Source organism: Kribbella sp. NPDC002412, assembly GCF_053592935.1.
The window spans coordinates 1-21,331 of the sequence record NZ_JBSFBL010000002.1 but is presented as its reverse complement, the minus strand read 5'-3'; the positions used below and the strand labels follow the sequence as shown (position 1 = coordinate 21,331).

General features: G+C 69.5%; 23 protein-coding genes. 18 read left to right on the top strand and 5 right to left on the bottom strand.

The features are described 5' to 3' along the window. The 4 genes from ACWCOV_RS01835 (at position 1) to ACWCOV_RS01820 (ending at position 3,051) form a co-directional block, all read left to right on the top strand. A complete protein-coding gene (locus ACWCOV_RS01835; protein WP_449827317.1) occupies positions 1-534 on the top strand; it encodes a sigma-70 family RNA polymerase sigma factor in 534 nt (177 codons plus the stop codon). Next, entirely contained in the window at positions 531-1,214 is a 684-nt protein-coding gene (locus ACWCOV_RS01830; RefSeq protein WP_449827316.1) for an anti-sigma factor family protein, read from the top strand. Before ACWCOV_RS01835 ends, ACWCOV_RS01830 begins: the two co-directional genes overlap by 4 nt. Before the next feature lie 31 nt (positions 1,215-1,245). Next, positions 1,246-2,334 (top strand): threonine aldolase family protein, encoded by a 1,089-nt coding sequence (locus ACWCOV_RS01825; RefSeq protein ID WP_449827315.1) that lies wholly within the window; start codon positions 1,246-1,248, stop codon positions 2,332-2,334. A 156-nt stretch (positions 2,335-2,490) separates the two neighbouring features. Further along, entirely contained in the window at positions 2,491-3,051 is a 561-nt protein-coding gene (locus ACWCOV_RS01820; RefSeq protein ID WP_449827314.1) for a dihydrofolate reductase family protein, read from the top strand. Here ACWCOV_RS01820 and ACWCOV_RS01815 read toward each other — a convergent pair. Together ACWCOV_RS01815 and ACWCOV_RS01810 are read right to left on the bottom strand one after the other, a co-directional pair. Continuing rightward, the gene (locus ACWCOV_RS01815) at positions 3,044-3,949 is read right to left on the bottom strand and encodes a M56 family metallopeptidase (RefSeq protein WP_449827313.1); all 906 of its coding nucleotides are present in this window, start codon (positions 3,947-3,949) and stop codon (positions 3,044-3,046) included. The genes ACWCOV_RS01820 and ACWCOV_RS01815 overlap by 8 nt on opposite strands. After that, positions 3,946-4,332, bottom strand: a complete 387-nt coding sequence (locus tag ACWCOV_RS01810; RefSeq protein ID WP_449827312.1) for a BlaI/MecI/CopY family transcriptional regulator — start codon at positions 4,330-4,332, stop codon at positions 3,946-3,948. The genes ACWCOV_RS01815 and ACWCOV_RS01810 overlap by 4 nt, the downstream gene beginning before the upstream one ends. Positions 4,333-4,416: 84 nt before the next feature. Here ACWCOV_RS01810 and ACWCOV_RS01805 point away from each other — a divergent pair, with 84 nt between their 5' ends. The 8 genes from ACWCOV_RS01805 to ACWCOV_RS01770 are packed head-to-tail and all read left to right on the top strand — an operon-like array spanning position 4,417 to position 14,313. Beyond that, positions 4,417-5,838 carry a cytochrome ubiquinol oxidase subunit I gene (locus ACWCOV_RS01805; protein ID WP_449827311.1) on the top strand — a complete coding sequence of 474 codons (1,422 nt, stop codon included), beginning with the start codon at positions 4,417-4,419 and terminating at the stop codon, positions 5,836-5,838. Positions 5,839-5,851: 13 nt separating this feature from the next. Next, a complete protein-coding gene (gene cydB / locus ACWCOV_RS01800) occupies positions 5,852-6,850 on the top strand; it encodes a cytochrome d ubiquinol oxidase subunit II (protein WP_449827310.1) in 999 nt (332 codons plus the stop codon). Then, positions 6,847-8,472 (top strand): thiol reductant ABC exporter subunit CydD, encoded by a 1,626-nt coding sequence (gene cydD, locus ACWCOV_RS01795; protein ID WP_449827309.1) that lies wholly within the window; start codon positions 6,847-6,849, stop codon positions 8,470-8,472. Before cydB ends, cydD begins: the two co-directional genes overlap by 4 nt. Next, complete coding sequence (gene cydC / locus ACWCOV_RS01790; protein ID WP_449827308.1) at positions 8,469-10,091, top strand: thiol reductant ABC exporter subunit CydC; 1,623 nt, start codon at positions 8,469-8,471, stop codon at positions 10,089-10,091. Before cydD ends, cydC begins: the two co-directional genes overlap by 4 nt. Positions 10,092-10,134: 43 nt before the next feature. Then, complete coding sequence (gene ftsY / locus ACWCOV_RS01785; protein WP_449827307.1) at positions 10,135-11,319, top strand: signal recognition particle-docking protein FtsY; 1,185 nt, start codon at positions 10,135-10,137, stop codon at positions 11,317-11,319. 40 nt (positions 11,320-11,359) lie between these two features. Further along, positions 11,360-12,661 carry an NAD(P)/FAD-dependent oxidoreductase gene (locus ACWCOV_RS01780; protein WP_449827306.1) on the top strand — a complete coding sequence of 434 codons (1,302 nt, stop codon included), beginning with the start codon at positions 11,360-11,362 and terminating at the stop codon, positions 12,659-12,661. 33 nt (positions 12,662-12,694) lie between these two features. Then, positions 12,695-13,105, top strand: coding sequence for a YciI family protein (locus ACWCOV_RS01775; RefSeq protein ID WP_449827305.1), 411 nt, complete (start codon positions 12,695-12,697; stop codon positions 13,103-13,105). Then, positions 13,102-14,313 carry an RNA polymerase sigma factor gene (locus ACWCOV_RS01770; RefSeq protein WP_449827304.1) on the top strand — a complete coding sequence of 404 codons (1,212 nt, stop codon included), beginning with the start codon at positions 13,102-13,104 and terminating at the stop codon, positions 14,311-14,313. The genes ACWCOV_RS01775 and ACWCOV_RS01770 overlap by 4 nt, the downstream gene beginning before the upstream one ends. Here ACWCOV_RS01770 and ACWCOV_RS01765 read toward each other — a convergent pair. Then, entirely contained in the window at positions 14,285-15,244 is a 960-nt protein-coding gene (locus ACWCOV_RS01765; RefSeq protein WP_449827303.1) for an asparaginase, read from the bottom strand. The two genes, ACWCOV_RS01770 and ACWCOV_RS01765, sit on opposite strands and share 29 nt — an antisense overlap. A 38-nt stretch (positions 15,245-15,282) precedes the next feature. Next, positions 15,283-15,858: a helix-turn-helix domain-containing protein gene (locus ACWCOV_RS01760; protein ID WP_449827302.1), complete on the bottom strand. Its 576-nt coding sequence runs from the start codon at positions 15,856-15,858 to the stop codon at positions 15,283-15,285. 80 nt (positions 15,859-15,938) lie between these two features. Here ACWCOV_RS01760 and ACWCOV_RS01755 point away from each other — a divergent pair, with 80 nt between their 5' ends. Genes ACWCOV_RS01755 through ACWCOV_RS01745 form a run of 3 tightly spaced genes read left to right on the top strand, consistent with a single transcriptional unit; the run spans position 15,939 to position 18,591 of the window. Next, positions 15,939-16,883, top strand: a complete 945-nt coding sequence (locus tag ACWCOV_RS01755; protein WP_449827301.1) for an NAD(P)/FAD-dependent oxidoreductase — start codon at positions 15,939-15,941, stop codon at positions 16,881-16,883. 26 nt (positions 16,884-16,909) lie between these two features. Next, the gene (locus tag ACWCOV_RS01750; RefSeq protein WP_449827300.1) at positions 16,910-17,362 is read left to right on the top strand and encodes a sigma factor-like helix-turn-helix DNA-binding protein; all 453 of its coding nucleotides are present in this window, start codon (positions 16,910-16,912) and stop codon (positions 17,360-17,362) included. After that, positions 17,359-18,591, top strand: a complete 1,233-nt coding sequence (locus ACWCOV_RS01745) for a hypothetical protein (protein ID WP_449827299.1) — start codon at positions 17,359-17,361, stop codon at positions 18,589-18,591. The genes ACWCOV_RS01750 and ACWCOV_RS01745 overlap by 4 nt, the downstream gene beginning before the upstream one ends. Here ACWCOV_RS01745 and ACWCOV_RS01740 read toward each other — a convergent pair whose 3' ends face one another. Then, positions 18,592-19,191: a TetR/AcrR family transcriptional regulator gene (locus ACWCOV_RS01740; RefSeq protein ID WP_449827298.1), complete on the bottom strand. Its 600-nt coding sequence runs from the start codon at positions 19,189-19,191 to the stop codon at positions 18,592-18,594. It abuts the gene before it with no gap. A gap of 256 nt (positions 19,192-19,447) precedes the next feature. Between ACWCOV_RS01740 and ACWCOV_RS01735 the strand changes: the two genes are divergently transcribed. The 3 genes from ACWCOV_RS01735 to ACWCOV_RS01725 all read left to right on the top strand — a co-directional run. After that, on the top strand, positions 19,448-20,794 hold the full coding sequence (locus tag ACWCOV_RS01735; protein ID WP_449827297.1) for an ammonium transporter: 1,347 nt from the start codon (positions 19,448-19,450) through the stop codon (positions 20,792-20,794). Continuing rightward, the gene (locus tag ACWCOV_RS01730) at positions 20,791-21,129 is read left to right on the top strand and encodes a P-II family nitrogen regulator (RefSeq protein ID WP_360486332.1); all 339 of its coding nucleotides are present in this window, start codon (positions 20,791-20,793) and stop codon (positions 21,127-21,129) included. The genes ACWCOV_RS01735 and ACWCOV_RS01730 overlap by 4 nt, the downstream gene beginning before the upstream one ends. A 13-nt stretch (positions 21,130-21,142) precedes the next feature. Beyond that, positions 21,143-21,331: hypothetical protein (locus ACWCOV_RS01725; protein ID WP_449827296.1), on the top strand; the 189-nt coding region annotated here is incomplete at its 3' end.

Genomic DNA, 21,331 nt, shown 5'->3' with positions numbered 1-21,331 from the left:
GTGGGTGACTACCGCGGTGCGGAGGCCGGCGAGGCGCTGGTCCGCTCCTTGTACGCCGAACACGGCCGCAGCCTGCTCGCGTACGCGACCCGGCTCACCGGTGACCGTGCTGCCGCGGAGGACGTCGTACAGGAGACGCTGCTGCGGGCGTGGAAGCATGCGGACGACCTGACCGCAGGCAAGGGGTCCGTGCGTGGGTGGCTGCTCACCGTGGCCCGCAACATCGTCACCGACCGGGCCCGGGCGCGAGCGGTCCGGCCGACTGAGGTGGGGGACGTGGAGGATCGGCCGCCGGTCGAGGCGGACCACTCCGAGTCGGTCGTCAACACGATGGTGGTGCTGGACGCGCTGGACCGGGTGTCACCGGAGCATCGCGAGGTGCTGGTGCAGCTGTACTACCGCGGACAGTCGGTGGCCGAGGCGGCGAAGGAGCTGGGCGTTCCGCCCGGTACCGTGAAATCGAGATCGTATTACGCCCTCCGAGCCTTGCGCGCGGTGATGGCGCCCGGACAAGGAGCGGAGGTGGCCCGATGACTGAGCACGATCGCACCCAGCTCGGCGCCTACGCCCTCGGCACGCTGGAGCCCGACGAGGCCCGGGAGGTCGACGAGCACCTGGCGACCTGCGCGGAGTGCCGCGCGGAGCTGGCCGAGCTGGAGGAGATGAAGGAGTTCCTCGGCGAGGTGCCGCCGGAGGCCTTCCTGGATGGTCCGCCGCCGGACGGCGACCTGCTGCTGCAGCGCACTCTGCGAGAGGTGCGGACTGCTGAGGCGGCGGCTCCGGCTCCTGCCAAACGGCGCTCGCCTTGGCTGCTGGTAGCTGCTGCGGTTGTCCTAGTGGCCGGTGCGCTCGCTGGCGGCGTGCTGATCGGCCGGCAGAGCGTGGGCGAGGCCGACCAACCAGTGGCGGGGTCGAAGCACGTGACGGCGACCGACAGCACCACAGGCACGAGGATGGCGACCACCGTGGAGCCGCGGGCCGGGTGGAGCTGGATTCAGGTGCAGGTCGACGGGCTGAAGGCCGGAGCCGAGTGCGAGATGGTCGTGATCGACAAAGCCGGCAAGACCTGGGTCGCGGGCACGTGGCTGATCTCCGAGAAGGCGGCACGCGAAGGCAGCCGGTTCGGCGGCGGTGTGCTGGTTCCGATCGATCAGGTGAAGTCGGTGGAGGTCAGGACGCTCCAGGGCCAGCACGTGGTGACCACCACCATCTAACTCGCTTGCAGTCGCACGAGAGGATGGGAGCGTGGCTACCTCCGACGACCTGCGGGCCCGGCGTAAGGCTGCGGCCGACAACTGCGACCGTTGGCTGTCCGTGCGTAGGTTGCCTACCGCGGACAGCCTGCAGCGTCTGGCGGAGGCCGCCGGCGAGGAGAGCCCAGACACGTACGGCGACGGCGGTCACGTCGCCGCACTGGAGCAGGAGGTTGCCGAGCTGCTCGGCAAGCCGGCGGCAGTGTTCATGCCGACCGGGATCATGGCCCAGCAGAGCGTCCTGCGCGTGTACGCCGACCGCGCCGGGACCAGCCGGGTCGCGGTACACGGACAGTCGCACCTGTTGCAGCACGAGCTGAACGCGTTGGAGGAAGTGCACGGTCTGCGGATCGAGCGGCTGACCTCGGAGCCGCGGCAGCCCCGGCCGGACGAGCTGGCCGCGATTCCGGGCAAGCTCGCCGCGGTGACGCTGGAGTTGCCGTTGCGCGAGGCCGGGTTCGTGCTGCCGACGTGGGACGAGCTGGTGGTGTTCGCCGAGTCGTGTGCGGAGCGCGGCGTACCACTGCATCTCGACGGCGCTCGGTTGTGGGAGAGCACGCCGTACCTGGAGCACAGTCTGGCCGAGGTGGCTGCGCTGGCCTCGAGCGTCTACGTGTCGTTCTACAAGGTGCTGGGCGGGCTGAGTGGTGCCGCGCTGGCCGGGCCGGAGGACGTGATCGCCGAGGTACGGCGTTGGCAGCGCCGACTGGGTGGCAACCTCTTCACGCTGTTCCCGTACGCCGTGTCCGCGCGCGAGGGACTCAAGACCGTGCTGCCGCAGATGGGCGAGTTGTACGAGCGGTCCGTCGAGCTCTCGATGGCCTTGCAGAGCGAGGGTTTCCGGGTGTTCCCGGAGCCGCCGCACACGAACTCGTTCCGGGTCTACGCGCCGCGGCCGGCCGAGGCGATCGACCGGGCGTCGATCGAGCGGATGGAACGGACGCGGGAGGCGATCTGCTTCACCTGGCACCCGGCCGACGTACCGGGCTGGTCATGGGTGGAGCTGGTGGTGACTCCGAACACGTTGGCCTGGGAGATCGACGAAGTGGCCAAGGCGTACGGGGAACTTCTGGAACAATGAGGGCGTAGGACTTTCAGTGAGGCAAGGCGTGGGGATACGGGGAGAGAAGTGCTGACATTCGTTGTCACGATGGTTGTTCTGCTGGTCCTGTCCGGACTGGTGCTGCTGGCGGTCGCGCGGGGGGAAGGCAAGCATTTCGGGTAGTACCGTGCCGGGATGAGAAGGCTGATCTTCCAGGAGTACGTGACGCTCGATCTGTACGCCGCCGACTCGGACGGCGGGCTGGACTTCTCCAGCACGATCGCCGAAGAGGCCGACGTCGACAACCTGGCGTTGCTCGACACCATCGACACCATGTTGCTCGGGGCGGAGACGTACCGGCTGTTTGCGGCGTTCTGGCCGACCGAGGCAGCGGCTGACGACCCGATCGCGCCGAGGCTCAACGCGCTGCGCAAGGTGGTCGTGTCGAGAACGCTGGACAGCGCGCCCTGGGGCTCGGACGACTCTGCCCTGGTGATCCGGGACGCGGTCGAAGACGTGCGCGAGCTGAAGAGCGAGGAAGGCAAGGACATCATCTTGTGGGGCAGCATCTCGCTGTTCCACACCTTGCTGATCGCCGGACTCGTCGACGAGGTGCAGTTGCGCGTCTGCCCGGTGCTGATCGGTGCCGGGAAGAGCGTGTTCCCCGGCGGTGGTGAGACGCGGGTGCTGGAGCTGATCGAGGCCCGGCCGTGGGCGAACGGCGGGGCGCTGCTGCGCTACCAGCCGGCTAGCTGACCGCGTCGACGATCGCCTTGACGATCGGCGCTGCCACGGTGATCGTCGGCAGGACGAGCAGTGCTACGGCGACGGCGTACGTCCCTGCTGCCAGCAAGGGATAGCGCGGCTCCGGGTCGGCCAGTCGCTGGACGCGCAGCACGGTGGCTGACTTGGCTGCGGCCAGCCCGGCCTCTGGTGCGGGTGCACCGGCCAGTGCGACGAGTGCCCGGGCCAGTGGCCGCGGACCGTTGCGCCGGCGGGCGTCGTCGTCGGCCAGGAGCTCCACCAACGTGCGTGCCTGCTCCAGCGCCACCTCGCTACGCACCCAGCGCGGGAAGGCCTGGTGCAACGCGGTGAACGCCTCCAGCACCAGGTCATGCCGTGCGCGCAGGTGCGCCTGCTCATGCGCGAGTACGGCGTGCAGCTCGCTCTCGTCGAGTCGTTCAAGCGCACCGACCGACACGACCACCCGCGCGCCGCGCAGTGCCGGCAGGCAGTAGGCCAGCGGCGTCTCCTCCGACAGCACTCGCAGACCAGGGATGAGGCCGTCCGGTGTGGCCAGTACGTCGACCAGGTCGCGGTGCCGCTTGCGACGGGCGCGCGTACCCACGGCAACTCGCCCGGCAACCCAGACCAGCTTCACCAGGACCAGTGCGGTCATGGCCAAGATGGCTGCCGCCAGGAGGTCCCGTGGGGACGACGGGTTGAAGCTGGGCTCACCTGGCTGGCCGGCGGTGGAGTAGGACAGGGAAATCCCTGCGCCGAGCGCTGCCAGGACTGCCGCGATGGCGATCGCCTGCCAAAGTGCCACGGCGGCCCGCGGGATCCGGTAGGGCCACTGCGAGCGCGCCAGGAGCGCCGGCGCCGGTCCGGTCAGCACCAGGGCCAGAGCGGCGAGGAGGACCGGGGTGATCACCCCGCCCGCTCCTCCAGTCGCGCGAGCGCCTCGCGCAGGAGCGCGGCCTCCTCGTCGCTGACCTGGCCGACGAAGCGGACCAGCGCCTCGCGGCGGTCGCCGGCCCGCTCGAGGGCGTCCCGCATCAAGTCGGCTGCGAGCTCCTCGCGGGGCGCCGCGGCCCGGTAGCGCCAGGCCTTCCCGTCCCGCTCCCGCTCGGTCAGCTTCTTCTTGGCCAGCCGGTCCAGCACCGTCATCACGGTGGTGTAGGCGAGCTCGCGGGTGGTCGACAGCTGTTCGTGGACCTCGCGGACGGTCAGCGCTCCCGGCGCCGCCCAGAGCTGTTCCATCACCACTCGCTCCAGGTCCCCCAGGGGCCTCGGTGCCTTCTCGTCACTCGCCACGTGACCAGTATAACTACAGGTTGTAGTAGATCCACGCTACGATCTACTACGTAACGTCGTAGATGGGTAGGGGAGGACGGGCGCGTGGACACCCTGGATCTGGCCCGATGGCAGTTCGCGATCACCACCGTGTACCACTTCTTCTTCGTGCCGGTGACGATCTCGCTGGTCGCGATCACCGCCGGGCTGCAGACCGCGTGGTACCGCACCGGCAAGGAGAAGTACCTGCGGCTGACCAAGTTCTACGGGAAGCTGTTCCTGATCAACATCGCGATGGGGATCGTCACCGGCATCGTGCAGGAGTTCCAGTTCGGGATGAACTGGAGCGACTACTCGCGCTTCGTCGGCGACGTGTTCGGCGCCCCGCTGGCGCTGGAGGGCCTGCTCGCGTTCTTCCTCGAGTCGACGTTCATCGGGCTGTGGATCTTCGGCTGGGACCGGCTGCCCAAGCTCGTCCACCTGGCCTGCATCTGGATGGTGGTGCTCGGCACGCAACTGTCGGCGTACTTCATCCTGGCCGCCAACTCCTGGATGCAGAACCCGGTCGGCTTCCGCTACAACGCCAACCGCGGCCGGGCCGAGCTGACCGACCTGTGGGCGGTGCTGACCAACAAGGTCGTGCTCGTCACCTACCCGCACACCATTTTCGCGGCGTTCCTGGTCGGCGGCGGCTTCGTCGCCGGTGTCGCCCTGTGGCACCTGGTACGGCGTCCGGACGTCGACCGCGACGTGTTCCGGACGGCGCTCCGGCTGGGCGCGGTGATCGTGCTCGCGTCCGGCGTCGGGGTCGCGCTCACCGGCGACCAGCAGGGCAAGGTGATGACCGAGGTGCAGCCGATGAAGATGGCCGCGGCCGAGGCGCTCTACGAGACCGAGAAGCCGGCCTCGTTCTCGGTCTTCACCGTCGGAACCCTGGACGGGTCGCGGGAGATCTTCTCGGTCAAGCTGCCGTACCTGCTGTCCTTCCTGGCCACCGGCGACTTCCAGGGCGAGGTGAAGGGCATCAACTCGCTGCAGGACGCGTACGAGCAGCTGTACGGGCCGGGGTCCTACAAACCGAACATCCCGCTGACCTACTGGACCTTCCGGCTGATGATCGGGGTCGGGATGACGTCCGTCGCGATCGCGGCGTGGTTGCTGTGGACGACCCGCCGGGGCCGGGCGCCGAACCGGCGGCTGATCTGGCTGGCCCTCCCGCTGCCGCTGCTGCCGATGGCCGCGAACGCCTTCGGCTGGATCTTCACCGAGACCGGCCGGCAGCCCTGGCTGGTGTTCGGGTTGTTGCCGACGGCATCAGGTGTGTCACCGGGCACGACCAGTGCCGAGGTGATCACCTCGCTGGCCGGGTTCACCGTGCTGTACGGCGTCCTGGCCGTCGTCGAGGCCAAGCTCATGTTCCGCACCATCCGGGGCGGCCTGGCCGGGACCGACGGGCCGAAGTCCGGGCCGGAGCCGCCGGACGACTCGCAGGACGAGGCCGCCAAGCCGCTGTCGTTCGCCTACTGAGAGGGCTGGGGAGATGGAGCTCACGACTGTTTGGTTCCTCGCCATCGCGGCGCTGTGGGTCGGGTACTTCGTGCTCGAGGGGTTCGACTTCGGGGTCGGCATGCTGCTGCGGGTGCTCGGCCGCGACGAGCCCGAGCGGCGCGCGGTGATCACCACGATCGGGCCGGTCTGGGACGGCAACGAGGTGTGGCTGATCGTGGCCGGCGGCGCGACGTTCGCCGCCTTCCCCGAGTGGTACGCGACGCTGTTCAGCGGGTTCTACCTGCCGCTGTTCGCGATCCTGGTGTCGCTGATCCTGCGCGGGGTCGCGCTGGAGTACCGCGGGAAGCGGGACGACCGGGAGTGGCGCGGTCGGATGGACACGATGATCCTGGTCGGGTCGGTCGTCCCCGCGTTCCTGTGGGGGCTGACCTTCGCGAACCTGGTCCGCGGCGTGCCGCTGGACGCCTCGTTCGAGTACGTCGGCAACCTCGGCGACCTGCTCAGCCCGTTCGCCCTGCTCGGCGCCGTCGCCTTCACCGCGGTCTTCGTCGCGCACGGCGCGATCTTCCTGGCGCTGCGGACCACCGACGACCTTCGCCACCGCGCCAACCAGCTCGCGTCTCGCGTGGGTCTGGTCGCGGCCGTCCTGGTGATCGCCTTCCTCGCTTGGGCGCAGGAGATCCGGGGCGACACCGGCTCGGTGATCGTCGCGGCCGTCGCGGTGCTCGCCTTCGCCGGTGGTCTGCTGGCGAACCGGGTCCGCCGCGAGGGCTGGGCCTTCCTCGGTACGGCGCTCGCGATCGCGCTGGCCGTGACATCCCTGTTCGCCGCGATGTTCCCGGCCGTGATGCCGTCAACACTTGATCCCGGATCAACGTTGACAACAGTTGATGCCGCGTCAACGCCGTACACGTTGAAGGTGTTGACGATCATCGGCGCGATCTTCCTGCCACTGGTGCTGCTGTACCAGGGCTGGACGTACTGGGTGTTCCGCAAGCGCATCACCGTTGAGCCGGTTGCGGTCTCATGAAGCCGCTCGACCCGCGGCTGCTGCGCAGGGCACGCGCTGCCCGGGTCTTCCTGGTCGCGTCCGCGGTGATCGGTGTCGCCAGCGGGTTGATGATCATCGTGCAGGCCGTCCTGCTGGCGCGCGGTATCGCCGGCGTCGTCCTGCACGGTGACCCAGTGGCAGAGATCGCCCTGGGATTGGCGGCTGTCATTGCCGCTCGCGCACTGCTGGTGTGGGCCCAGGAGGTGGTCGCGCAGCGGGCCGCGGCCGCGGTGAAGTCCACGCTGCGCAGGCAGGTGCTGGAGCACTCGCTGAAGCTCGGACCGGTCTGGTTGAGCGGTCAGCGCAGCAGTGCGCTGACAACCCTGCTGACCAAGGGCCTCGACGACCTGGACCCGTACTTCGCCCGCTACCTCCCCCAGTTGGTGCTGGCGGCAACTGTCCCCGCCGCGGTCATCGGCTGGATGGCGACCGGCGACCTGATCGCCGCCGGGACTGTGATCGTCACCCTGCCGCTGATCCCGATCTTCATGGCCCTGATCGGCTGGGCGACTCAGGCTCACAGCAGGCGTCGCCAGCGGGCGCTGTCCGTCCTGGCGCATCACTTCGCGGACGTCGTCGCCGGATTGCCAACACTGAAGCTGTTCGGCCGCGCCAAGGCTCAGGAGAGCGCCGTACGGCGGGTCACTGACAAGCACCGGGCTGCGTCGATCAGCAGCCTGCGGCTGGCGTTCCTGTCGTCGTTCGCGCTGGAACTGCTGGCGAGCATCTCGGTTGCCCTGGTCGCGGTCGGCGTCGGGCTCCGGCTGGTCGAGGGGAGGATGGGACTCGAGACGGCGTTGATGGTGCTGATCCTCGCGCCCGAGGCGTACCTCCCGCTGCGGCAGGTCGGTATGCACTTCCACGCCAGCGCTGACGGTGTCGCTGCCAGCGAGGAGGTGTTCCGCGTCCTGGAGACGCCGCTGCCCGAGCGAGGCGACCGCACCGACGTACCGGACCTGCGAGCGACCTCACTGCACCTGGACGACGTGACAGTGCGCTACCCGGGTCGCGACGAGCCCGCGCTGGACGGCTTCGACCTGGATGTCCGGCCGGGCGAGGTGGTCGCCATCACTGGGCCGAGTGGGGCGGGCAAGTCGACCGTCTTCGCTGTGCTGCTTGGGTTCGTCGAGCCCGAGCGTGGTGTCGTCATTGCCGGTGGGAGTGCGGCGGACGAGTTCGAGCCGGCGGTGTGGCGGCGGCAGTTCGCGTGGGTGCCGCAGCGGCCGGGGCTTCGGATGGGCACGGTTGCGGACAACGTGCGGTTGGGCCGGCCGGACGCGTCGGATGACGACGTGCGGTTGGCGTTGCTGGCAGCGGGGGCGAGCGAGCTCGACCTGGACAAGGCTGTGGGGGAGCAGGGGCAGTTGCTCTCCGGCGGACAGCAACGTCGGGTGGCGCTGGCGCGGGCGCTGATCACGGACGCGCCGGTGCTGCTGCTGGACGAGCCGACCGCGGGGCTGGATGCCGACACCGAGGCAGATGTGGTCTCGGGGCTGCGCGCCAGTGGGCGAACGGTCCTGATGATCGCGCACCGACCGGCGCTCATCGCCGCCGCAGACCGAACAGTCACCGTAGGCGCGAGAGAGCTGGTGAACGCATGACGACCGTCTGGCGGTTGGTGATGCCGGAGCGACGCATCTGGTGGCGGCTTGGGCTGGCGCTGTTGGCTGGGGTGCTTGCAGCCGGGTCGGCGGTGGCCCTGCTGGCGACCTCGGCCTGGTTGATCACGACGGCAGCGGCTCAGCCTCCGGTCCTGATCCTGATGGTCGCGATCGTGGCCGTGCGGGCGTTCGGCGTCGGCAGAGGCGTGTTCCGGTACGTCGAGCGGCTGGTCGGGCACGACGCGGCGTACCGAGTGCTCGGCGAGACCCGGGCCCGCATCACTGGGCGCCTCGAGAGGCTCGCACCGGGCGGACTGAGCTCCCGGCGCAAGGGCGACCTGCTGGCACGGCTCGTGCTCGACGTCGACGCAGTCCTCGACCTGTGGCTGCGGGTGGTCCTGCCCGTCGCAGCCGCCGCTGTGACCGCAACAGCAACTGTTGCCTTGCTGACTCTCCTGCTTCCGGCAGCAGGCGCAGCCGTTGCGCTGGCGGTTCTCGTCGCGTGCACCGTCGTACCCTGGCTGACCGCGCACACCGCGGCCCGAGCCGAGCGGAAGATCGCTGGCTCGCGTGGCGAGGTGGCGGCCGCTGCGACCGAGACACTGCTGACTGCAGGCGACGTGGTCGCGTTCAACGCGGTCGACGACGTACTCGACTCCTTCAGTGCGAGCGATGCGAAGCTCGCCAAGGCGGAACGGCGCTCGGCCTGGAGTGCGGGTCTCGGCGGGGCGCTGCTCATGCTGTGCGTCGGCGGCGCGAGCATCGCCGGGCTGGTGCTCGGCAACACCGCGAACATCACCGGCGCTGTGTTCGCCGTACTCGTCCTGACGCCGCTCGCGCTCGCCGACGTACTCGGCGGCATGCCGGCCGCCGCCCAGCTCGCCATCCGGGTGCGGGCATCACTGGGCCGCGTGCAGGAGCTCCTGGACAGCCCGGAGCCGGTGACCGAGCCCGCGACCCCAGAGCCGCTGCCGACCGGGCGAGACATGGAAGTGAAGCTCCTGCGGGTCGGGTACGACGGTGACGACGTACTGAACGGGTTGAGCCTGGACATGCCGGCCGGGAGCCGAGTGGTGGTCACCGGGCCGAGTGGCTCGGGCAAGAGCACGCTGGCCGCGGTGCTGTTGCGGTTCCTGGAGCCGCGGGCCGGCGAGGTCCTGCTGGACGGCGTGGATCTGGCTCGGCTCGAAGGTGACCAGGTGCGGTCTGTGGTCGGTCTGCTGACGCAGGAGAGCCACGTGTTCGACACCACCATCCGGGAGAACCTGCTGCTCGCCAGGCCGGGTGCCAGCGACCTGATGCTGTGGAAGGCGCTCTACCGGGCCCGCCTCGGAGTGTTCGTCGAGAAGCTGCCGGACGGGCTGGACACGATGGCTGGCGAGCACGGCGCGCGCCTGTCCGGCGGTGAGCGGCAGCGGCTCGCCTTCGCCCGGTTGCTGCTGGCCGATCGCGACGTACTCGTGCTCGACGAGCCGACGGAGCACCTGGACGAGGAGACCGGCCGGGCCTTGCTCGAGGACCTGTTCGCGGCGGCCGGTCGCCGTACCGTGGTCCTGCTCACGCACCGGCCCGAGATGGTGCCCGCTCACGTACCGCGACAGCTGGTGTGCCTGACGTGACGAATGCGGGCGGCGGGCTGGGTGTCTGTCAAGATGGGGAACCGTGTTGACTCCCCAGCTCGTTCCCCAGCTCGCTGACTCGGTTCTGATCGCCATCATCGTGGCTGCCGTGGTCCTGGTCGCCGGTACAGCCGGCCTGGTCGTCACGCGGCGCCGCCGGTCGGAGCTGCCGTCGCCCACCCAGCCCGCGCCGCTCGAGACCGCCGAGCCGAAGGTCGGTGAGGACGCCGAGGAGCCCCGCGACACGCCGACCCGGACGCTGGAGGACACCGAGCTCCCCGAGGAGCCGGTGGCGACGATCGAGAAGCCCGAGTCCGCACAGGGCCGGCTGGTCCGGCTGCGGGCCCGGCTGGCGCGGTCCCAGGGCTCGCTGGGCAAGGGCCTGCTCGCGCTGCTGTCCCGGGACAAGCTGGACGAGGAGGCGTGGGAGGACATCGAGACCACGCTGATCACCGCCGACGTCGGCGTGACGCCGACGCAGGAGCTGGTCGAGCGGCTGCGGACCCGGATGCGGGTCGAGGGCGTCGGCGGTGAGCAGGCCCGGCAGATCCTCCGCGAGGAGCTGATCGAGCTGGTCAACCCGTCGCTGGACCGGTCGCTCAAGGTCAGCCGCAAGGAGACACAGCCTGCCGTCGTCCTGGTGGTCGGAGTGAACGGCACCGGCAAGACCACCACAGTGGGCAAGCTGGCGCGCGTACTGGTCGCCGAGGACAAGCACGTCGTGCTGGGCGCCGCGGACACGTTCCGCGCGGCTGCTGCGGACCAGCTGCAGACGTGGGGTGAGCGGGTCGGCGTGCGGACCGTGCGCGGCCCGGAGGGCGGCGACCCGGCGAGCATCGCGTTCGACTCGGTCAAGCAGGGTATCGCCGAGGAGGCGGACGTCGTCCTCGTCGACACCGCCGGCCGGCTGCACACCAAGACCGGCCTGATGGACGAGCTCGGCAAGGTCAAGCGGGTGATCGAGAAGTCCGCCGAGGTGGACGAGGTGCTGCTCGTCATCGACGCCACCACGGGCCAGAACGGCCTCACCCAGGCCCGCGTGTTCGCCGAGGTCATCGACGTCACCGGCCTGGTGCTGACCAAGCTCGACGGTACGGCGAAGGGCGGCATCGTGATCGCGGTCCAGCGCGAGCTGGGGGTTCCGGTCAAGCTGGTCGGCCTCGGCGAGGGTCCGGACGACCTGGCGCCGTTCGATCCCGAGCAGTTCGTCGACGCGCTGCTGGACTGACCTCTCGTTCGACCTGGGTCCGATCTGGTACCCAGGGAGGATGAAGCGACCGAGGATCGTCATCGTTGGTGCCGGGTTCGCGGGGTACCACGCGGCGCGCACGCTGTGCCGGCTGGCCCGTGGGCGTGCCGACATCGTCGTGGTCAACCCGACGGACTACTTCCTGTACGTCCCGCTGCTGCCCGAAGTGGCCGCCGGGATCCTCGAACCCCGGCGGCTGACCGTGTCGCTGGCCGACACGCTCCCCGACGTCCGGCTGGTCCTCGGGGAGGTGGACGGCCTCGACCTGGACCGCCGGAAGGTCCGGTACGCCGATCCGGTCGACCGCCGCGAGGAGATCGGCTACGACCGCCTGATCATCGCCGCGGGCAGCGTGAACAAGCTGCTGCCCATTCCCGGCGTCACGGAGTACGCGCACGGCTTCCGCGGCATCCCCGAGGCCGTGTTCCTCCGCGACCACCTGACCCAGCAGATCGAGCTGGCGGACGCCAGCGACAACCCCGCCGAGCGGAACGCGCTGTGCACGTTCGTAGTAGTCGGCGCGGGCTACACCGGCACTGAGGTCGCCGCACACGGCGTGCTCTACACCGAGCTGCTGAAGAAGCGCAGGCCGCGCCTGCGGCACCAGCGGATGCGCTGGATGCTGCTGGACATCGCCGACCGGGTCCTGCCCGAGCTGGACGAGCGGCTGTCACGTACGGCGGACAAGGTGCTGCGTGACCGTGGAGTCGACGTACTGATGGGCACGTCGGTCGAGGAGGCCAAGCACGACGGCGTCCAGCTCACTGACAAGTCGTTCGTGCCGACTCACACGCTCGTCTGGTGCGTCGGCGTACGTCCGGACCCGATGGTCGACGGGCTGGGGTTGAAGACCGAGAAGGGTCGCCTGCTCGTCGACGAGTACCTGAACGTCCCGGACCACCCGGAGGTGTACGCCTGCGGCGACGCCGCTGCCGTGCCGGACCTGACCATGCCGGGCGAGGTCACCCCCATGACGGCGCAGCACGCCGAGCGGCAGGGCAAGCGGGCCGCCAAGAACGTGGCGGCCGACTTCGGGACCGGTAAGCGGCAGCCGTACATCCACCACGACCTCGGCTTCGTCGTGGATCTCGGCGGCACCCAGGCGGCGGCCAACCCGCTGCAGGTCCCGCTGGCCGGCCTCCCGGCGAAGGCCGTGACGCGCGGCTATCACCTGCTCTCCATGCCCGGCAACCGCGTCCGGACAGCTACCGACTGGTTGTACGACGCTGTGCTGCGCCGCCAGACGACCCAGCTCGGTGTCATCCCCGCGGCCGACGTGCCGCTGGAGACTGCCAGCCCGGAGCGGACCAGGAAGCACTGACCTCTGCCAAGATGTGCCGGAGGAGGAGATGCCATGACGAGGTTCTTGCTGCTGGTGAACATGGACGGCGGGAACGTCGACACTCCGATGCTGGAGTGGGACGAGCCGGACATGAAGGCGCACATGCAGTACCTGAACGACCACCTGGACCGGCTGCGGGAGACCGGCGAGCTGGTGGAGGTGAACGCGCTGACCTGGCCCAAGCACGCCAAGGTGGTCCGTGCGGCGAGCGTGAACGCGCCGGTGGTCACCGACGGCCCGTTCGCCGAGGCCAAGGAGGTCCTTGCCGGCTACGAGCTGATCGACGTCGAGTCCGAGGAGCGGGCGCTCGAGATCGCCGCCGACCTGTCCTGCGTGCCCGGGCCGGGTGGCGTGCCGACCCAGCAGCCGATCGAGGTCCGCCGGGTGATGGACGACGGCGACACCGACCTCTACGACGTGTGACCAGCCGTGACCTCGAGGACCTGCTGCGTGCGCTGACGCCGCAGGTCCTCGGTGCGGTGGTCCGGTGGTCCGGTGACTTCGCCGCGGCCGAGGACGCTGTGCAGGAGGCGCTGCTGGCCGCGGCGACCACGTGGCCGCGGGACGGCACACCGGACAACCCGAAGGCGTGGTTGATCCAGACTGCCTCGCGACGCCTGATCGACGAGGTCAGGCAGGAGCAGGCCCGGCGGCGACGCGAGGAGCGGGCTGCGCTGCGCGACGTACCGCCCGAAGATGTCGAGGAGCAGGACGACACGTTGCGCCTGCTGTTCCTGTGCTGCCATCCGGCGCTCACGCCGGCCTCGGCGATCGCGTTGACGCTGCGCGCCGTCGGCGGTCTCACCACCGCCGAGATCGCGACCGCCTACCTGGTGCCTGAGGCAACGATGGCGCAGCGGATCAGCCGGGCCAAGCAGAAGCTCAAGGGCGCGACGTTCGAGCTGGACGCGAGCGAGGAGCGGCTGCACAACGTGCTGCACGTGCTCTACCTGATGTTCAACGAGGGTTACGCGACGAGCAGCGGGCCAGAGCTGCATCGGAGTGACCTGTCGAACGAGGCGATCCGCCTGACTCGCACTGTGCATGCGCTGCTCCCTGAGAACGGTCAGGTGACCGGTCTGCTCGCCTTGATGCTGCTCAGCGACGCACGGCGGACGGCCCGCACCGGCAAGGCGGGCGAGCTGATCCCGTTGGCAGAGCAGGACCGCACGCTGTGGAACAAGGAGTACATCACCAAAGGCGTCGAGCTGGCAGTCCAAGCCTTCAGTACGCCGCCCTTGGGCGAGTACCAGCTGCAAGCCGCGATAGCCGCGCTGCACGACGAGGTGGACCGCCCGGAGGACACGGACTGGCCGCAGATCCTGGCGTTGTACGGCCTGCTGGAGAACCTGTCCGGCAACCCGATGGTGAAGCTCAACCGAGCCGTCGCAGCAGCCATGGTGGAAGGCCCTGACGCCGGCCTGAAGCTCCTGCAACCGCTGGACAACGAGTTGGCCGGCCACTACCGCCTGGACGCCGTACGCGGGCATCTGCACGAGATGCGTGGTGACACCGAGGTCGCCGCGCAGCACTTCCGCGAGGCTGCGCGCCGTACGACGAGCAAGCCGGAGCGGGACTACCTGAGCACCAAGGCGGCTGCGATCACTGGTACTGCGCGAACGCAGCAGTGATGTCGTCATCGGTTGCCAGCAGCAACCGGAGCAGCACGCGCGCCTTGTACGGGTCCAGGAAGCCGCCGTCGATCAGTCCACGCTGCAGCAGGTCGGTCTCCGACCCCACCGACTTGTAGGTGTTCCGCAGTACCGAACCACCACCGGTCCGCGACGTCAGCACGACAGGCATGACAGCAGCCAGTTCACCCAGCACAGGGGCGAGGGCAGCGGGCACATGGCCGACACCGAACCCAGCTACGACCAGACCCTGATGAGTGTCCGCCAACCCCTGCAGCAGCAGGCCGTCGTCGTCCATCGTCACCGTGTAGAGCGCTACCCGGGTCGCATCGAGCTGGTCGGGCTCCGTCATTCCATGTACGCCGTCCAGCCGCATCGGACGCGTGAGGACGCGGACCCGGTCCTCCACCACGTGGCCGATCGGACCGGTGTTGGGTGACACGAAGGTCGCCGTACTGGTGCTGTGGGTCTTGCGCACCCAGCGGGCAGCGTGGATCTCGTCCTTGAACACCACCAGGGCACCGAGGTCACGGGCGGCGGGGGAGCAGGCGACGCGTGCCGCGGCCAGCAGGTTGGCCGGACCGTCGGGACCGGCAAGAGTCGGGTTGCGCATTGCGCCGGTCAGGACGAACGGCTGCGGGTGCGGCCACACCTGGTCGACCAGGAAGGCCGTCTCCTCGAGGTTGTCCGTGCCCTGGGTGACCACGATGCCGGTGGCGCCGTCTGCCACCGCCTTGGACGCGGCGTCGACGACTTCGAGCATCTTCGAGGCCGTCAGGTTGGCGCTGGGCACCTTCTCGACGTCCTGGATCTCGACCGGGTGCCCGAGCTCGGCCAGTCCCGGTACGGCGGCGGTCAGGTCGTCACCGGTGAGCCGGTGCGTGCCGGCCATCGAGATGGTGCCGCCCAGGGTGAACAACGCGACGCTCACAACCAGCTCCTCAGCGCTACGGACCGAACTGGCGCAGGCTACCGGGTGCGGGCCCGGACATGCATCCGTTCCCCCTGTGGGCCGTACAGGCACAGCACCTCGGTCGGCCCGGGCCCGGGGTTGCTGAACCAGTGCGGCACCCGGCAGTCGAACTCCGCCACCTCACCCTCACCCAGCATGAAGTCCTGGTCGCCGAGCACCAGCCGGATCCGCCCCGACAGGATGTACACCCAGTCGTAGCCTTCATGCGTCCGCTGGCTCACCTCACCGCCCGGCCACCCCTCCGGCAGGATCTGCTTGAACGCCTGCAGTCCGCCGGGCCGCCTGGACAGCGGGATGTGCACCGTGCCGTGCCGCTTGATCGACTTGGCGTGGATCCGGGGATCACCCGTTGGCGGTGCGTCCACCAGTTCGTCCAGCTGCACCTGGTGCGCCCGGGCGAGCGGCAGCAGCAGCTCCAGTGTCGGTCGACGCTGCCCGGACTCCAGCCGGGACAGCGTGCTCACCGAGATCCCGGTGGACTCGGACAGCTGGGCCAGTGTCGTGCCGCGCTCGGCCCGCAGGCTCTTCAGCCGCGGCCCGACCGCCTCGAGTACCTCGTCGAATGCCTCCATGCTTGCCATTCTGGCAAAGAAAGTTGTCGAAAACGAAAACCATCGCGGATCCTCGGGGTACCGAGAGAGGAGTCCAGGAGATGAAGAAGTACGACGTGATCGTGGTCGGCGGGGGAGCAGCCGGGCTGAGCGGGGCGCTGGCACTGGCGCGGTCGCGCCGGTCGGTGCTGGTCGTCGACGACGGCACCCCGCGGAACGCCCCGTCCGAGGGCGTGCACAACTACCTGACCCGCGACGGCGTCCGGCCGGCCGAGCTGTACGCGCTCGGCCGCGACGAGGTCGCCGGGTACGGCGGTGAGTTCGCGACCGGCACCGTGACCCGGGTACGCCGCGACGACCTGTTCACGGTCGAGCTTGCCGACGGTACGACGTACCAGGGCCGGCGGCTGCTGGTGACGACCGGGTTGACCGATGTGCTGCCCGACGTGGGCGGACTGACCGAGCGCTGGGGTCGCGACGTGCTGCACTGCCCGTACTGCCACGGGTGGGAGGTGCGCGACCAGGCGATCGGCATCCTGGCGACCACTGGGATGGCGACGTTCCAGGCCTTGCTGTTCCGGCAACTGAGTGACGACGTCACGCTGTTCCTGCACACCGCGCCGGAGCTGACCGACGAGCAGTGGGAGCAGCTCGCAGCTCGCGGAATCTCCGTAGTACAAGGGAAAGTCGAGCAGCTGGAGGTGGAGAACGACAAGCTCACCGGTGTCCGGCTGGAGGGCGGCAAGGTGATCCCGCGCGACGCACTGGCCGTGCAGACCAGCATGCGTGCCCGTGCGGACTTCCTGGCCGACCTGGGCCTGGAGATCGTCGTGCAGGAGGCCAACGGCCTGGAGATCGGCACCGTCGTCGCAGCCGACCCGCAGGGTACGACGGCTGTGCCCGGCGTCTTCGTGGCCGGCAACGTGACCGACGCGCGGGCGACCGTCATGCCTGCGGCCGCGTCCGGCTTGATGGCGGCCGGCGGGATCAATGCGGACCTGATCACCGAAGAGACGCGCTTGGCTGTGGCCGCACGCAGTAGTTGAGGAGTTGAATAGAGGCGGGAGGGTGGATGCAGGAATCGGTCGACCCGGACTTCGCCTCGTATGTCGACGCGCGGCAGGGCAGATGGCTCCGTACGGCGTACCTCGTGTACGGCGACCTGGAGCGAGCAGAGGACGCACTGCTGCACGCCTTCACCCGGTTGTCGATGCGCTGGGACAGGGTGGATGACCCCGACGTGTTCGTCCAGCGGTTGGTCTACCAACCGGCCCTGGTGCGCTGGAACCGGGTGAAGGCGTTCCCGAACGAGGACGACCCCGTCAAGCTCGCACTGGCCGAGCTGACCCCCGCACAGCGCGCGGTATTCGTGCTGCTGCACCTGGAGGAGCTCACCGAGTTCGAGGTGGCCGACGTGCTCGGCATGTCCAACACCTCTGTGCACAGCCAGGGCCTCACCGCGTTCAGTCGCTTCCGCGCGGCGCTCGGCGCGGGTGACTGGCGGGACGCGGGAGAACCGCGATGAGGCGCGAGGAGATCCAGCCGCTCCTCTACAACGCGTCGGACCTGCTGCCGGAGCCGGACCTGGCCGACACAGCCTGGGCCGACGGGCTGGCCACACGCCGTCGGCGGCGACGCAGCGTGCTGATCGGCTTGCTGGCCGCGCTTCTCGTCGCTGCCGCGGCCGCGATCGGCGTCGGCGTCAGCGGGAGCACGAGCACCGAGCTGGTCCCGCCCCCGACCACCCCGACGCACCCACCCGGTTACGTCCCGCCGGCCGGGCAGATCTCCGGGATCGACTTCTGGATCGCACCACCGGCCGGCAGCGAACGCTTCCTCGACCGGGTCTACACCCCGCTCGGCGATCGCCTGAGCCTGCCGGACGACCCCGAACCGCTGAGTGAGCACCCGATCGAGAACATCGCCGCCGTGGTCCTCGAGGAGCGCGACGGCCGGTACGACGCACTGCTGCTCGGCTCCGACGCGAGCTGGGCGCGCGCCGACCTCCAGCTGCAGCCGATCCGCATCGGTTCGCCACTGAGCTCTGGAGCGATCTCGCCGGACGGCCGGTTCGCCGCCTTCCCGCAGCCTGGCGAGCTGGTCGTGGTCGACGCGACGACCAGTGAGGTCTTCCGCTACGCCTTGCCGAGCAGGGATGTCAGCAGCGTGTCCTGGCTGCCCAACGCCGCACGTGTCCTGGTGAGCGGGCCTGGTGTGGCCTATCGAGTGCTCGTCGGCGAGAGCGACGGTGACCGGGATCCGGTCATCCCGATCACCGCGGCCGCGAACCCGGCGTCGGTCACAGCGCCGTACCGGATCGACAGAGGCGCCGTGCTGCGCTACATGGTCACCGGCCGGTGGTCCGTGGACAGCCAGCTGCAGCTGCCGGTGCGGACCTGGGTCGGCCAGACGTTCTCGACGTTCACCATGGCGGCGCGGCTGTTCGTCTCGGAGGACCTCCAGCAGGTGCCCACCAGACGCTCGCAACCACAGGTGGTAGCGGCCATCTCGACACTACGTGCAGTGCCCAGTCACTTGCTGGTGCTGGGGGAGTCGGACCGCTCCACACCCGCGATGGACCCGCAGGGCGTGCGTGAGCCGGGCTGCTGCGCCGTACTGGGCTGGTACGGCGACCGGCCGCTGATCCAGGTCAGTGGCTGGGTGCTTGCCTGGGACATCGACACCGGTCAGGTACAGCGCGTGACCGAGCTGGCCGTGGACGCGGTTGCCCTCGGCCCCGGCCTCCAGCCCTGACTACTCCTCCAGGATGCAACGCATGGTGAACTTCAGCAGCCGGTCGGCGTCCGCCGGTGTCGGCATCGGCTCACCGGTCAACGCCCGGATGACGAACACCCCGGCCAGCCACTGAACCATCAGCGTCGTGTCCACGTTGTCGCGGATCGGCTCACCGCGAGCCCTGGCACGGTCCAGCGCGGCTTCGGTCAGCTGGATCCGCCGCTCCAGGAAGCCTCGGTAGATCGCGGCGGACCGCTCGTCGCGGTTCGCCTCCGACACCGCCAGGCGGATCAGTGCCAGCCCTTCTCTGCTGTTCACGAACAGCAGAGCGTCGCTGTAGACCTGGCGCAGATCGCCCGCGATCGACCCGGTGTCGGCATCGGGGATCTCGATGTCGAACAGGTCGGCCAGGGCGTCGTTGGCCAGGTGCTCCTTGCTCGCCCAGCGCCGGTAGATCGTCGCCTTGCCGACTCCCGCGGCGTCGGCGACGTCGTCCACCGTCATCCCGTCGAATCCGCGCTCCAGCAGCAGCCGCACGGCGTGCCGCCGGATCCTCGGCTCCGCGTCCGGGTCCCGTGGCCTGCCGCGGCGCGGCCTCACCCCGTGGTTGGTCCCCATTTCGTGTTCCCCAGCATCGGACGGGCGCAGTGGCGCGGCTGCGTACCCGTGTGGTCCAGGCCAGAGTGCCACAACTTCGCCGATGTCACGTCGATGTCACCTGAAAGCCCTCTTTGTCACATGCCTGAAACAAATGGACCGATCGGCTGAAACGGCGCGCCGACACCGTTTGCGGTGTGGCCGTGCGCGGGCTCCCCGGCGATGTGGAGTTCTGCCCGACTGAGGACGGCGGTCACCCCCCAGATCGATGGAAGGGATGACGTTGATGGAGATCAACGCCGGCGATACCGCCTGGGTCTTGGTCAGTGCCGCCCTGGTGATGCTGATGACACCGGGCCTGGCTTTCTTCTACGGCGGCATGGTGCGCGTCAAGAGCGTGCTGAACATGATGATGATGAGCGCCATCACCATCGCCGTCGTCACCGTGTTGTGGGTGCTGGTCGGCTACTCGCTGACGTTCGCCGGTGACACCGGGCACGTGATCGGTGACTTCTCCGAAGTCGGCCTGAAGGGCCTGCTCGCGCCGGAGGCGGTCAGCGGCACCATCCCGACGCTCGCGTTCGTGGCCTTCCAGCTGATGTTCGCGATCATCACCCCGGCGCTGATCTCGGGCGCCATCGCCGACCGCGCCACCTTCCGCGGCTGGATCGCGTTCGTGGTCGGCTGGACGCTGCTGGTGTACTTCCCGGTCGCGCACTCGGTCTGGTTCCTCGACGACGGCAACGGCGGCTGGATCGGCGACAAGCTGGGCGCGATCGACTTCGCCGGCGGTACGGCGGTGCACGTGAACGCAGGCGCCGCCGCGCTGGCCCTGGCGATCGTGCTGGGCAAGCGGATCGGCTGGCGCAAGGACCCGATGCGGCCGCACAGCCTGCCGCTGGTCGTGCTCGGCGCCGCGCTGCTGTGGTTCGGCTGGTTCGGCTTCAACGCCGGCTCGGCGCTGAGCGCCGGCACCACCGCCGCGATCACCTTCGTCAACACCCAGGTCGCCACCGCCGCCGCCGTGATCGGCTGGCTGATCGTGGAGCGGATCCGGCACGGCAAGGCCACCACGCTGGGCATGGCGTCCGGTGCGGTCGCCGGTCTGGTCGCGATCACCCCGGCCTGTGGCGCGCTCACCCCGGTGGGCTCGCTGATCCTCGGTGTCATCGCCGGTGGTATCTGCGCCTTCGCGGTCTCGCTGAAGTACAAGCTCGGCTTCGACGACTCGCTCGACGTGGTCGGCGTGCACCTGGTCGGCGGTCTGGTCGGCTCGCTGGCGATCGGCTTCCTGGGCACGGCGGCGGCGCCGTCGGCCGTGGACGGCCTGTTCTACGGCGGCGGTGTCTCGCAGCTGGGCAAGCAGGCGCTGGCCAACGTGGTCGTCGCGCTGTACTCCTTCGCGGTCGCCTTCCTGCTCGGCAAGCTGATCGACAAGACCATCGGCTTCCGGCTCAAGGAGGACGACGAGGTCACCGGAGTCGACCAGGTCGAGCACGCGGAGACGGCGTACGACTTCCTCGGCGCGTCCGGGCTGCGCGGGCACACCCCGCTCGCCCGCCCGCAGGCCAGCACCGAGAATGAGTCCACCGAGGCTTCCGAGAAGGAAGGTGCCAACGCATGAAGCTGATCACCGCGGTGGTCAAGCCGCACAAGCTGGAGGACGTCCGGGCCGCCCTGGAGACGTTCGGCGTCACCGGCATGACGGTGACCGAGGCCAGCGGCTACGGCCGGCAGAAGGGCCACACCGAGGTCTACCGCGGCGCCGAGTACGAGGTGGACCTGGTCCCCAAGGTCCGGGTCGAGGTCGTCGTCGAGGACGGCGACAGCGCGGACGTGGTGGACGTGATCGTCAAGGCCGCGCAGACCGGCAAGATCGGCGACGGCAAGGTCTGGGTCACCCCGGTCGAGACGATCGTCCGCGTCCGCACCGGTGAGCTCGACGGCGATGCGCTCTAGGGACGCACTGTAGATGGTTGACCGAGCAGAACAGCGGCGCGTGCGTGCCGAGGAGGCCGACGCGCTGCTGTACCTGCTCCTCTCCAAGGCCTGTGACGCCCTCGGTGTGCCCACCGAGGGCGTCGCGCTGGTCGCCGTCGGCGGCTACGGCCGGGAGGAGCTGTCGCCGTACAGCGACCTCGACGTGATGCTCGTGCACGCC